Annotated in this window: 11 protein-coding genes and 2 tRNA genes; 7 read left to right on the top strand and 6 right to left on the bottom strand. The window is 66.3% G+C overall.

Features of this window, described 5'->3' with window-relative positions; all coding sequences use genetic code 11:
- Positions 1-74: 74 nt before the first annotated feature.
- From QTI05_RS13155 to QTI05_RS13140, 4 genes are all read left to right on the top strand, one after another.
- Complete coding sequence (locus tag QTI05_RS13155) at positions 75-989, top strand: YicC/YloC family endoribonuclease (protein WP_286621637.1); 915 nt, start codon at positions 75-77, stop codon at positions 987-989.
- Between the two features lie 14 nt (positions 990-1,003).
- Positions 1,004-1,624, top strand: a complete 621-nt coding sequence (gene gmk / locus QTI05_RS13150) for a guanylate kinase (RefSeq protein ID WP_286539208.1) — start codon at positions 1,004-1,006, stop codon at positions 1,622-1,624.
- A gap of 23 nt (positions 1,625-1,647) precedes the next feature.
- On the top strand, positions 1,648-1,851 hold the full coding sequence (gene rpoZ, locus QTI05_RS13145; RefSeq protein ID WP_015867100.1) for a DNA-directed RNA polymerase subunit omega: 204 nt from the start codon (positions 1,648-1,650) through the stop codon (positions 1,849-1,851).
- Between the two features lie 95 nt (positions 1,852-1,946).
- Positions 1,947-4,235 carry a RelA/SpoT family protein gene (locus QTI05_RS13140; RefSeq protein ID WP_286539210.1) on the top strand — a complete coding sequence of 763 codons (2,289 nt, stop codon included), beginning with the start codon at positions 1,947-1,949 and terminating at the stop codon, positions 4,233-4,235.
- Here the strand turns inward: QTI05_RS13140 and greB are convergent.
- From greB to hrcA, 4 genes are all read right to left on the bottom strand, one after another.
- Positions 4,199-4,783 (bottom strand): transcription elongation factor GreB, encoded by a 585-nt coding sequence (greB, locus tag QTI05_RS13135; RefSeq protein WP_286539211.1) that lies wholly within the window; start codon positions 4,781-4,783, stop codon positions 4,199-4,201. The two genes, QTI05_RS13140 and greB, sit on opposite strands and share 37 nt — an antisense overlap.
- Positions 4,784-5,243: 460 nt before the next feature.
- A tRNA-Arg gene (locus QTI05_RS13130) sits at positions 5,244-5,320 on the bottom strand.
- A gap of 36 nt (positions 5,321-5,356) precedes the next feature.
- A tRNA-Ile gene (locus QTI05_RS13125) sits at positions 5,357-5,433 on the bottom strand.
- A gap of 31 nt (positions 5,434-5,464) precedes the next feature.
- Complete coding sequence (gene hrcA, locus QTI05_RS13120; protein ID WP_286539212.1) at positions 5,465-6,469, bottom strand: heat-inducible transcriptional repressor HrcA; 1,005 nt, start codon at positions 6,467-6,469, stop codon at positions 5,465-5,467.
- A 28-nt stretch (positions 6,470-6,497) separates the two neighbouring features.
- On the opposite strand from hrcA, the gene QTI05_RS13115 reads away from it, so the two are divergent.
- From QTI05_RS13115 to rapZ, 3 genes are read left to right on the top strand one after another with little or no spacing between them, the layout of a single operon-like run.
- A complete protein-coding gene (locus tag QTI05_RS13115) occupies positions 6,498-7,394 on the top strand; it encodes an NAD kinase (protein WP_286621634.1) in 897 nt (298 codons plus the stop codon).
- 1 nt (position 7,395) lies between these two features.
- Positions 7,396-9,060, top strand: coding sequence for a DNA repair protein RecN (gene recN / locus QTI05_RS13110; protein WP_286621631.1), 1,665 nt, complete (start codon positions 7,396-7,398; stop codon positions 9,058-9,060).
- A complete protein-coding gene (gene rapZ, locus QTI05_RS13105; RefSeq protein WP_286539217.1) occupies positions 9,057-9,932 on the top strand; it encodes an RNase adapter RapZ in 876 nt (291 codons plus the stop codon). The genes recN and rapZ overlap by 4 nt, the downstream gene beginning before the upstream one ends.
- Positions 9,933-9,934: 2 nt before the next feature.
- Here the strand turns inward: rapZ and mutY are convergent, their stop codons facing one another.
- Positions 9,935-11,002: an A/G-specific adenine glycosylase gene (mutY, locus tag QTI05_RS13100; protein ID WP_286621629.1), complete on the bottom strand. Its 1,068-nt coding sequence runs from the start codon at positions 11,000-11,002 to the stop codon at positions 9,935-9,937.
- Entirely contained in the window at positions 10,992-12,947 is a 1,956-nt protein-coding gene (locus QTI05_RS13095) for a dynamin family protein (RefSeq protein ID WP_286539220.1), read from the bottom strand. Before QTI05_RS13095 ends, mutY begins: the two co-directional genes overlap by 11 nt.
- Positions 12,948-12,981 lie beyond the last annotated feature (34 nt).

The following is a 12,981-nucleotide window of genomic DNA, read 5'->3' as shown; positions in this document are numbered from 1 at the left end:
CGAAGGCGATGGGGCAGCAAGCGAACGCTGTGCCGTTGCCTCGGTGCGAGCAAACAAATACACAGTGAGGCGCAATGCCAGTTTACAGCATGACCGGCTATGCCAGTGGCCAGAACACCCCCGGGGGTAGCCACGCCGAAGCCGACGCGCGCCCTGCTGTGGCAGGCCGTCTCGGCGTCGAAATCCGCTCGGTCAACAGCCGGTTTCTCGACCTGACCTTCAAGCTCCCCGAGGAACTGCGCCAGCACGAACCGGCCCTGCGCGAGCTGCTCACGCGCAGCCTCAAGCGCGGCAAGGTGGAGGTGCGCGCCAACTTCGAGAACAGTGCAGCCTCGGGGGTGGTCGAGCCTTCGGTCAAGCTGCTGCAGCGGCTCAACGGCGTGCAGGACGGCATCAAGGCCTGGCTGCCGAGCGCGCGCGAACTCAGCGTGGCCGACGTGCTGCGGCTGGCCAGCGGCGATGGCAGCGCACGCGGCGACTGGGGTGCCGACCTGGTCGAAGTCACCGGCAAGACGCTTGCCGCGATGATGGAAGCCCGGGCCCGCGAAGGCGCCCGGCTGGCGTCGATGCTGAACGAGCACCTCGGCGAACTGCGCAAGCTGGCCGCCCAGGCCGGCCCGCTGGTGCCGAAGCTGGTGGAGCAGCAGCGCACCCGCTTTCTGGAACGCTGGCAGGAGGCGATGGGCCTGGTCGGCGGCACCTTGCCCGAAGCGGCGCAGGACCGTGCGCTGACCGAAGCCACGGCGTTTGCGATCCGCATCGACGTGGCCGAAGAGCTCACCCGCCTCAGTTCGCACCTCGACGAGATCGAGCGCCTCGTGGCCAAGGGCGGCGAGATCGGCAAGCGGCTCGATTTCCTGATCCAGGAGCTGCACCGCGAGGCCAACACGCTCGGCTCCAAGTCGGCGGCGCTGGAGCTCACCCGCATCGGGGTCGACATGAAAGTGCTGATCGAGCAGATGCGCGAGCAGGTGCAGAACATCGAATAAGAAACGAACGCCCGATGGATTACCCCGGCAATATTTTTGTGGTGGCGGCGCCGAGCGGCGCCGGCAAGTCGAGCCTCGTCAAGGCGCTGATGGAACTGGATTCGGCCGTGCAGCCGTCGGTGTCGCACACCACCCGGCCGCCGCGCGGCCAGGAAAAGCACGGCCGCGAATACTTCTTCGCGTCCAACCCGGAGTTCGACGCGATGGTGGCGGCTGACGCGTTTGTCGAATGGGCGCACGTGCACGAGCAGCGCTATGGCACGTCGAAGCGGGCGATCGAGGAGCGGGTGGCGCAGGGCGCCGACGTGATCCTCGAGATCGACTTCCAGGGCGCGATCCAGATCCGCAAGACCTTCGCCAACGCGGTGCTGATCTTCATCCTGCCGCCGAGCTGGGAAGAGCTGCGCTCGCGGCTGGAGCGGCGCGGCGAAGACAGCGCCGAGGTGATCGCGCTGCGCCTGCGCAATGCCGCCGAGGAGATGGCCCGGGCCAACGAATTCGACTTCGTTATAATCAATGAGTTGTTCGAGCGTGCGCTTTTCGACCTGAAAGCCATTGTTCACGCCCAGCGGCTGCGTTATTCCGCCCAGCGACGCGCGCGGGCCGATACCTTCGCCGCACTGAACATTCCCTGACACCCGACCACCGAAAGCTCCTCATGGCCCGCATCACCGTCGAAGACTGCCTGCTTCAGATCCCGAACCGTTTTCAGCTCGTTCTGGCCGCCACCTACCGCGCCCGCATGCTGAGCCAGGGCCATGCGCCCAAGATCGAGAGCAAGAACAAGCCGGCCGTGACCGCGCTGCGCGAAATCGCCGAAGGCAAGATCGGCCTCGAAATGCTGAAGAAGGTACCCGGCTGACCTGTTGGCCCCCTGCCTCCTGAATAGGGCACCGCTTGCGGTGCCTTTTTTGTGGGCAACCGCCTCACGGCGGCGCGCACGCTAAAGTGGCACCTATGAGTGCGGTCGTCAAACCTGAGCCCAACACCCCGCGGGGTGCAGCACGACCGAGCCCGGCCGCGCTGAACGCGGCCGCCGCAAGCTTCGCGGCCCTGACCGCCCGGCTCGACTACCTGAACGCCGAAGACACCGAGCTGGTGCGCCGTGCCTACCGCTTCGCCGACGAGGCGCACCTGGGCCAGCTGCGCAACAGCGGCGAGCCCTACATCACGCACCCGATCGCGGTGGCAGCCCAGTGCGCCGAGTGGAAACTCGACGCGCAGGCCCTGATGGCCGCGCTGCTGCACGACGCGATCGAGGACTGCGGCGTGACCAAACCGGAGCTGATCGAACGCTTCGGCGCCCCGGTGGCCGAACTGGTCGACGGCCTCACCAAGCTCGACAAGCTGCAGTTCAACACGCGCGAGGAGAACCAGGCCGAGTCGTTCCGCAAGATGCTGCTGGCGATGGCGCGCGACGTGCGCGTGATCCTGATCAAGCTGGCCGACCGCACCCACAACATGCGCACGCTGGACGATGCGCCGCGCGAAAAATGGGGCCGCATCGCGGGCGAAACGCTCGAGATCTACGCGCCCATCGCCCACCGCCTGGGCTTGAACCAGACCTACCGCGAACTGCAGGAACTCTCGTTCCGGCACCTGCGGCCGTGGCGCTACGCAATCCTGGCCAAGGCCGTGGCCAAGGCGCGCAGCCGTCGGCGCGACCTGATCCACAAGGTGCAGCGCGAGCTCGAAACCGCGTTTGCGGCCGCCGGCATCACCGTTCGCATCGCGGGGCGCGAAAAAACACTCTTCTCGATCTACCGCAAGATGGACGAGAAGCACCTGAGCTTTGCCCAGGTGACCGACATCTACGGCTTTCGCCTGATCGTGCCCAGCGTGATCGCCTGCTACACCAGCCTGGGCATCCTGCACCAGATGTACAAGCCGCTGCCGGGCAAGTTCAAGGACCACATCGCGATCGCCAAGCTCAACGGCTACCAGTCGCTGCACACCACGCTGGTCGGCCCGTCGGGCGTCAACGTCGAGTTCCAGTTGCGCACCGAAGCCATGCATGTGGTGGCCGAATCGGGCGTGGCAGCGCATTGGCTCTACAAGGCCTCCGACAACAACGCCGCCTCGCGCGAGCGGCTGGGCGCCAAGTGGCTGCAGTCGCTGCTCGACATCCAGGACGAAACACGCGACGCGGCCGAGTTCTGGGACCACGTCAAGGTCGACCTGTTTCCCGACGCGGTCTACGTGTTCACGCCCAAGAGCCAGATCATGGCGCTGCCGCGCGGTGCCACGGTGGTCGACTTCGCCTACGCCATCCACAGCAACATCGGCGACCACACCTCGGCTGCCCGCATCAACGGCGACCAGGTGCCGCTGCGCACCGAACTCAAGAACGGCGACGTGGTCGAGGTCATCACCGCGCCGGTATCGACACCCAATCCGGCCTGGCTCGGCTTCGTTCGCACCGGGCGCGCGCGCTCCAAGATCCGCCACTACCTCAAGACGCTGGCGCACGCGGAGTCCGAAGGGCTGGGCGAAAAGCTGCTGGCCCAGGCGTTGCGCGCCGAAGGCCGCAGCAAGCTGCCGCCCGACGATGCCGAGAACCAGCTCATCTGGGAAAAGTTGTTGCGCTTCACGGCCAACCGCTCGCGCTCCGAGTTGCTGACCGACATCGGCCTCGGTCGCCGCATCGCGAGCATCGTCGCCAAGCGCCTGATGTTCCTGCTGGCTGAGCGCGGTGAAAAACCCGATGCGTTGCTGCTCACGCGCGAGCGCTTCACGGCGCACGAAACGGTTTCACAGGGCGGGGTCACGCTCGACGGCAGCGAGAACTCGTCGGTACGGTTCGCGCTCTGTTGCCGCCCGATCCCGGGCGACCCGATCGTCGGCTACCTCGGCCACGGCGAGGGCCTGGTCGTTCACACCAACGATTGCGGCGTCGGGCAACGGCTGCGGCACCGCGACAGCGAACGCTTCTTTGCGGTCGAGTGGGCCGAAGACCCGGTGCGAACCTTCGAGACCGGCGTGGTCGTCACGGTGCGCAACGACAAGGGCGTGCTGGCCCGCGTGGCCGCAACGCTGGCCGATGCCGAAGCCGACATCACGCACGTCGAAATGGCCGACGAAAGCCCGCAGGACTCGACCGACCTGCGCTTTGTGATCGCCGTGCGCGACCGCACCCATCTCGACGCTGTGCTGCGCGCCGCCCGACGCACGCCCTCGGTGCTGGCCGCAGCCCGCGTGGTGCCGGCGCCCTACTCGGCCGACCCGACGACGCCCGGCTCGGGATAACGCACCGACAGCACCTCGACCTCGTGCGCGCCGCCCGGCGTGACGAGCTTGACCACATCGCCCTCGCGCGCCTTCAGCAGCGCACGGGCGATCGGCGAGATCCAGCTGACCTGCGCGTTCTGGCTCTCGGCCTCGTCGATGCCGAGGATCGTCACGCTGCGCTCCTCGCCAGCCTCGTCGGCATAGCGCACGGTGGCGCCAAAGAAAATCTGGTCGCTGCCGTGGTGCACCGAAGGGTCGGTGACCTCGGCGATCTCGAGCCGCTTGGTGAGAAAGCGAATGCGCCGGTCGATCTCGCGCAGTCGCTTCTTGCCGTAGAGGTAGTCACCGTTTTCGGAGCGGTCGCCGTTCTTTGCCGCCCAGTGCACGGCTTCGACCACCTTCGGCCGCTCGACGTCCATCAGTTCGAGCAGTTCGGTGCGCAGGCGCGCGTAGCCCTGCGGCGTGATGTAGTTCTTGCCGCCGGCGGGCAACGGTGGGAGCGAAGCGCCCGCGCCGTCGTCATCGTCTTCTTCCGCGTCGGATTCTTTGGTGAATGCTTTGCTCATTGCGCAACGCTGCTCCCGCCCGTTCCAACCGATTGTGCCCCGCTTTGTATAAACCTTCGCGGGCCGAAGCCACGCCGATGGGGGACTCTCTGGTGTTGCTGGCATTTACTACAAAATGTGTACAACCATCCGGCGGCGGCGCTCTTTTGGCCGCGAGCCCACAGGGGAAGTTCTCCACTGGAGCGGTGGACAACATTGTGGAAAAGCGTGTGCACATCGCCACGAACTGTTGTCGGACGGGCGTCCCCGCGGCTGTGCCTCCAAAAGCGACACCGCAACCCCGGGCTCCAAGTTTGGCGTGTTCCTGGCCCTCGGAGCCTGCAAGAGCAAGAGCTGGATTTACAGCACGCGGCCAGACGGCGCGGGAGGGTTCAGCTCCCTTCGATCCTCGTGGCAGCGGTAGCTCCCCCAAAAGAAAATGGCCTAGAAGAGGTAAATCTTCTAGGCCATTCAAGAGAGTTGGTGCGGCTGGCAGGAATTGAACCCACGACCCCTTGGTTCGTAGCCAAGTACTCTATCCAACTGAGCTACAGCCGCACAGCTTCCGATTATAGCATCCACTTTCGGGGACGCTGGTAGGCCGTGTTGGACTTGAACCAACGACCAAAGGATTATGAGTCCTCTGCTCTAACCAACTGAGCTAACGGCCCGGCCGGCGGATTCTAGTCGTCGCCTTGTTTGCTACTTGCGGCCACTGAGCGCATTGCTCACCAGGCGCGAGGTGATGTCGACGATCTGGATCATGCGTTCGTAGGGCATGCGCGTCGGGCCGATCACGCCGAGCGTGCCCACTACCTGCCCGTCGACCTCGTAGTTGGCGCTGACCACCGACAGTTCGTCGATCGGCACCACCTTGCTTTCGCCGCCAATGAAGATGCGCACGCCCTCGGCCTGGCTCGACACGTCGAGCAGACGCATGAGTTGCGCTTTCTGCTCGAACAGGTCGAATGCGCGGCGCAACTGGCCCATGTCGCTGGAGAAATCGCTCACGGCGAGCAGGTTGCGCTCGCCCGACACGACGACCTCTTCGCGTGCCTCGGTCAGCACCTCGCTGCTGACGGCCACCGCAGCCTGCATCAGCGCCGCGATCTCGCCGCGCAGCTTTTCCACCTCGGACTGCAGCCGGTCGCGCACCTGCTCGATCGACAGGCCTGCATAGTGCGCGTTGATGTAGTTCGATGCCTCGACCAGCTGCGACTGGGTGTAGTCGGCCTCGGGAAAGATCACGCGGTTCTGCACGTCGCCGTCGGGCGAGACGATGATCACCAGCAGCCGCCGATCCGACAGCCGCATGAACTCCAGATGCCGGAACACCGAAGGCCGGCGCGGCGCCATCACGACGCCGACGAAATGCGAGAGGTTCGACAGCAGCTGTGCCGCGTTGGCGATCACCTTCTGCGGCTGGTCGGGCGACAGCGGTGGTGTCGCAAAAGCTTCACGCCGGCTCGTCAACATCGTGTCGACGAAAAGACGGTAGCCGCGAGAGGTAGGAATGCGCCCGGCCGAGGTATGCGGGCTGGCGATCAGCCCGGCCTCTTCGAGGTCGGACATCACATTGCGGATGGTCGCCGGCGAAAGCTCAAGGCCCGCTGTGCGCGAGAGCGTGCGCGAGCCGACCGGCTGCCCGTCCGCGATATAGCGTTCGACCAGAGTCTTGAGCAGCAGCTTGGCGCGGTCGTCCAACATCGAGTGATTTTAATGTTGTAATTTGTACATGACCTCCTGCTTCCGGCACGTCGCCCTGATCGGCAAATACCAGGCGTCCGGCGCGCGAGCGCAGGCCGGCTCGCTCGATGCCGTGATGTGCGAGATCGGCGCCTTTCTTGAAAGCCAGGGCTGCGAGGTGGTGGTCGAGCAATCAACCGGCGACGAGCCCGAAACCAGCCGTTACCGTGCGCTCACGGTCGAGCAGATCGGCGAGCAATGCGATCTCGGCCTCGTGGTCGGCGGCGACGGCACCATGCTCGGCATCGGCCGGCAGCTGGCCCGCCACGGTTTGCCGCTGATCGGCATCAACCGCGGCCGGCTCGGCTTCGTCACCGATATTCCGCTCGACAACTACCAGGCCACCCTGATCCCCATGCTCGCGGGCGAGTACGAGGAAGACCATCGCAGCCTGATGCATGCCCAGGTGGTGCGCGAAGACAAGGTGGTGTTCGACGCATTCGCGATGAACGACGTGGTGGTCAACCGCGGCGCCACATCGGGCATGGTGGAACTGCGGGTGTCGGTCGGTCGGCATTTCGTCGCCAACCAGCGCGCCGACGGATTGATCATCGCCTCGCCGACGGGCTCCACCGCCTATGCACTCTCGGCCGGCGGGCCGCTTCTGCATCCCGCCATCCCCGGCTGGGTGCTGGTGCCGATCGCGCCGCACACGCTGTCGAACCGGCCGATCCTTTTGCCCGACGCCGACGAGATCACGATCGAACTCGTGGCCGGCCGCGACGCCAGCGCCAATTTCGACATGCAGTCGCTCGCCTCGCTCGTGCATGGTGACCGCATCGTGGTGCGCCGCTCCGACTATCGCGTGCGCTTCCTGCACCCCAAGGGCTGGAGCTATTTCGACACGCTGCGAAAAAAATTGCACTGGAACGAAGGAGGTTCCTGAAGTGGCCCTGCGACGCATTGTTCTGCGCGACTTCGTGATCGTGCGCGAACTCGAACTCGACCTGTCGAGCGGCTTCACCGTGCTGACCGGCGAGACCGGCGCCGGCAAGTCGATCCTCATCGATGCGCTGCAACTCGCGCTTGGCAACCGGGCCGACGCGGGCGCGGTGCGCGAAGGGGCCGAGCGGCTCGACGTGTCGGCCGAATTCGATGCGGACCCGGCCCTGGCCGGATGGCTCGACGAAGGCGGCTTCGAGGCGGGCGACGCGATGCTGTTGCGGCGCACGGTCGACCTGCAGGGCCGAAGCCGCGGCTGGATCAACGGCAGTCCTGCCACGGCCACGCAACTGCGTGAACTCGGCGACCGCCTGCTCGACATTCACGGCCAGCACGCCTGGCAAAGCCTGACGCGTCCCGATGCGGTGCGGGGCCTGCTCGACGCCTACGCCGGCGTGCGCACCGATGCGCTCGATGCATGCTGGCACGCCTGGCGGCAAGCACAGTCCGCGCTCGACACCGCGCGCTCGGCGCAGGACTCGTTGCAGCGCGAACGCGAACGCCTGCAGTGGCAGATCGCCGAGGTGATGAAGCTCGCACCGGGCGTCGACGAATGGGAAGAACTCTCGACCAACCACGCGCGCGTCTCCAACGCGCAGGCGCTGATCGAAGCCGCCGAGGGCGCACGCGAGGCATTGGAGGGCGATGACGGCGGTGCACTGGCCGCCCTCTCCAGAGCGGCAGCGCTGTTGCAAAGCAGCGAACACATCGAGCCCGAATTCAAGGTGCTCGGCGAAGTGCTGGCCTCCAGCGTGGCGCAGGCATCGGACGCCGCGCACACCCTGCACGGCTATCTGCGCCATGCCGACACCGATCCGCAGCGCCTGGCCGAACTCGACGAACGCATGGGCCTCTGGATGTCGCTCGCGCGCCGCTACAAGCGCGGCCCGGCCGATTTGCCCGGCCTGCTGGCCGGCTGGCAAACCGATCTGAAGGCGCTCGACGCCGCGAGCGACCTCGAAGCATTGGAACGCGCCGAACAGGCCGCGCAGCAGAGCTACATGAAGGAAGCCAAGGCCCTCGGCAAGGCGCGCAAGCAGGCCGCACCCAGGCTTGCCCAGGCGGTCACGCTCGCGATGCAGGGGCTCGGCATGCAGGGCGGCAGCTTCGAGGTGAAGCTGCAGGCGCTCGCGCAGCCCGGCCGCGCGGGCCTCGAAGACATCAGCTTTCTGGTGAGCGGTCATCCGGGCAGCACGCCACGCCCGATCGGCAAGGTTGCCTCGGGGGGTGAGCTGTCCCGCATCGCGCTGGCGATCGCAGTCACGACCAGCGAGCTCGGCACCGCGCAGACCTTGATCTTCGACGAGGTCGATGCCGGCGTCGGCGGCGCCGTGGCCGAAACCGTCGGTCGCCTCATGAAACAACTGGGCCGCGACCGGCAGGTGCTGGCCGTCACCCACCTGCCGCAGGTCGCCGCCTGCGCCGACCATCACCTCGTGGTGGCCAAGCGCCAGACCGCGGGCCGCACCGAAAGCGGCGTCACGCTGCTCGACGGCGCGACGCGCGAAAAGGAAATTGCCCGCATGCTGGGTGGCGAAAAGGTGTCGCAGACATCGCTCGCCCACGCGCGCGAAATGCTCGGCAAGCCAACCTCGGAAGTTGGCGCATGAGCCTTGAACTGGTGCTGATCACCGGCATGTCCGGCTCTGGCAAGTCGGTCGCATTGCATGCGCTGGAAGACGCCGGCTACTACTGCGTCGACAACCTGCCCCCCGAACTGCTGATGCCCTTCATCGCGCTGCAGCACGAGCAGCGCAGCGAACGCGTGGCGATTGCGATGGATGTGCGCAGCGGCGTCTCGCTGCCGATGGTGCCGCAGGAGCTTGAAGCGTTGCGGCGCGGTGGCGTGGCATTGCGCTCGCTGTTCCTGGACTCGACCACCGACGCCCTGGTGCGCCGCTACTCCGAAACCCGTCGGCGCCACCCGCTGTCGCGCCAGGAGAGCCACACCGACGCGCCCGAAACGCAGCGCGTGCTGGTGCAGGCGATCGAGCTCGAACGCGAACTGCTGGCCGACCTGCGCGACGGTGCCGACGTGATCGACACCAGCATCATCCGGCCGGCGCAACTCCAGAGCTACGTCAAGGCGCTGATCTCGGCGCCGCAAAGCGCGCTCACGCTGGTGTTCGAATCCTTCGCCTTCAAGCGCGGCGTTCCGCTCGATGCCGACTATGTGTTCGACGTGCGCATGCTGCCCAATCCGCACTACGTGCCGGCCCTGCGCGCGCTGACCGGGCGCGACGCGCCGGTGATCGACTGGCTGCGACAGCACGACGACGTGGCGCGCATGTACGGCGACATCGAACAGTTCCTGGGCCGCTGGCTCGACGCACTGGCACAGGATCACCGCAGCTACGTGACCGTGGCGATCGGCTGCACCGGCGGCCAACATCGCTCGGTGTTCCTGGTAGAGCAGTTGGCGCGCGGCTTCGGCACGCGCTGGGCCGCGCTCAAGCGCCATCGCGAGCTGGACGGCACCTGATCTCAGGCTGAAAGCAGCTTGCGCACCGGCGCCGGCAGGCCTAGGCCGTCCCATGCATCCGGCGCAAACCACTGCCCCGTCCCGGGCATCGCCGATTTCGTGTCACCCTTCGCAAGCACCGGATGCAGGTGCAGATCCTTGTGCGTCAGCACGTGCAGAAACGGCGCGCCATCGCGTACCGACCCGCGCAGTTGCATGGGCAAGGCCTCGAGCAACGCGGCATGGCTGTCGAACACCGGCAGGCAATACAACCCCGCCCAGATGCCGCGCGCCGGGCGCTTCTCGAGCCAGCTGCGGCCTGCGCTATCGCGCGCCAGCAGCAGCCAGAGCGATTGCGCGCTGCGCTTGAGCTTGCGCGTCCTGACCGGGTAGTTTTCGGGCGTGCCCTGCTGCCGGGCCACGCAGATTTCATGGGCCGGGCACAGCATGCAGCTTGGTTTGCGCGGCAGGCAGACCGTGGCGCCAAGATCCATCAGCCCCTGCGTGTAGCGCTCGATCGCACCGGGTTGCGCAGCAGCCGGCGGCAGCAGTTCGGTCGCCGCGTTCCACAGCGTGCGCTCGTTGGCGCTGACCGACAGATCGGCGTCGAATCCAAGCACTCGCGTCAACACGCGCTTGACGTTGCCGTCGAGGATCGCGACACGCTCGCCGAAGCAGAAGGCCGCGATCGCCGCCGCGGTCGAGCGGCCAATGCCGGGCAGCGTGACAAGCTGTTCGGCCCGCTGCGGAAACGCGCCGCCGAAGCGCGCCATCACGTCCTGCGCGCAACGGTGCATGTTGCGGGCGCGGCTGTAGTAACCGAGGCCGCTCCAGAGACCGAACACTTCGTCCTCGCCCGCCGCCGCCAATTCGGCCACGGTCGGAAAGCGCGCAAGAAAGCGGTCGAAGTAGCCGAGCACGGTCGACACCTGGGTCTGCTGCAGCATGACTTCGGACAGCCAGACACGGTAGGGGTCGCGGGTGTTCTGCCAGGGCAACTCGCTGCGGCCGTGGCTGCGCTGCCAATGCACCACGCGTTCGGAGAAACCGTCCGCCACCGCCGAAGCGGCGGCCGTGCGCTCAAGCGACACGAAGCTCGGTGCGCGAGGAGGTTGGCGCCTCGTTGCTGGTCAGCAGCGAGGTGAGTTCGCGCAGCCGGCGATGCAGCTCGGCCAGGCCGTTTTCCTGTGCGGCCAGCTCGGCGAGTCGTTCGTCGAGGTTGCCGGCAGCGTGCTGGATCCGGTCGACCGCCTCAATGCGCCGGCTGAAGTTGCGGCGGCGTTCTTTCAGTTGAGCATCGAGTTGGGCGCCAGCGCCCTTGCTCCAGCGCTCGACCTCGCTCATGGCGGCCTCGTTCACCACGCGCAGCCGGCTCGCGAGCGCGCGAACCAGTTTGTCGCAGAACTCGGGCTGCGCCAGCTTGAGCAGGTTGCCAACGCCGAGGTACTGGGTGTGACTCTTCTCGATCTGGGTGAGCTGCTTCTGGAACTCCATCAGGTCGGGCTCGGACGGCGCCAGCAGCGTGAAGCCGTGCTCCGAATTGAGTTGACGGAAAGTGGCATGCAGCATGGCCTGAATTTCGGCCGTGGTGGCCTGCACCTCGCGCAGGTTGTTGCGCAGCGCATCGAAAGTTTCGCCGTACACCTTGCGCACATTGAACTTGATGCCGGGGCGCTTGAGCGCGGCAGCAAGCCGGCCCATGTCGGCCTTGAGCGCCGTGCTGCCGAGCACCGCATACACCTCGCGCAGCAGCTTGCCCTGCACCGAACGCAAGGCCAGGATGCGCGCGTTGCTGCCCTCGAATTCGTTTTGCTCCTGCTCGATGCGGGTGCGCATGTGCCGGATCACCGACACGTTCTTGCCACGCAAGCCCTGCAGTTCGAGCGCCTGCTCCGACAGGTCGCGCTGGCGCACGTTGAGAATGCGCGTGGCTTCGGTGCGCAAGGCGCCGATGCCGTTGTCGACCGCGCCCCGCAGCATGGTTTCGCGTTTGCCGAGCAAGCCTTCGCCGAGCACCGCTTCTAGCGCGGGCAGCCGGCTGGCCTGCAGCAGCGGCGGGTCGCGGCGAATCTTGGCTTGCAAGCCCTTTTGCGCAGAGACAGGCAGCACCTGCGACAACGGCACGCCGAGCAGATCTGCCGCGCCCGTGCGCTGGCGCTCGATCTGCGCGTCGATCTGTTCCGGTGTGCTGAGGATGTCCCACATCGTGTCGATCTTGTTGAGCACCACGATGCGCGTTTCGCCGGGGTCGCCTTCGGTGATCAGATGTTCGCGCCAGATCGACAGGTCGGAGCGCGTCACGCCGGTGTCGGCGCCAAGGATGAACACCACCGCATGGGCCTGCGGGATCAGGCTTACGGTCAGTTCGGGTTCGGCGCCGATCGCATTGAGACCGGGCGTGTCGAGAATGACCAGCCCCTGCTCCAACAGCGGATGCGGCATGTTGAGCACCGCATGCCGCCAGCGCGGAATCTCGACACGGCCTTCGGCGTCGGGCACCGGGTTGTCTTCGGTGTCGTCGTCGCTCCAGAAACCGAGCGCACGGGCTTCGCCCAGCGACACCCAGTTGACTTCGGCGACCTTGTGCATTGCTTCTGCCAACTGCTCGGCGTCGTCGACGTCGATCTTCAGTTCGGTCCAGCGGGTCTTGTCCTCGCGCCAATGGGTGAGCGAATGGGATTCGAGACGGGTTTCGATCGGCAGCAGCCGAAGGCTCGGCACGGTGGCTGGGTCATAGCCCAGCTCGGTCGGGCACATCGTAGTGCGGCCGGCGCTCGCCGGCATGATGCGGCGGCCATAGCCGGCGAAGAAGATCGCGTTGATGAGTTCGGACTTGCCGCGCGAGAACTCGGCCACGAAAGCCACCATGACCTTGCTGGTGCGCATCTGCGCTTCAAGGTCGCGCAGCCGCTCTGCCACGGCCTGGTCGAGCAGCTCGTTTTCGTTGAGCCAGCCCGAGAGCCATTTGAGCCGGTGCGCGAAATTCCGACGCCAGGCGCCATGCTGGTCGAATTGCTGATTGAAGGAGCGGCTCAAAGCAGAATGTAAATGTGAACTTACAAAATATAGC

This window comes from Variovorax fucosicus, from assembly GCF_030316825.1.
GTDB lineage: Bacteria > Pseudomonadota > Gammaproteobacteria > Burkholderiales > Burkholderiaceae_C > Variovorax > Variovorax fucosicus.
Note: the sequence above shows the minus strand (reverse complement) of the source record. Positions and strands in the feature narration are given on the sequence as shown.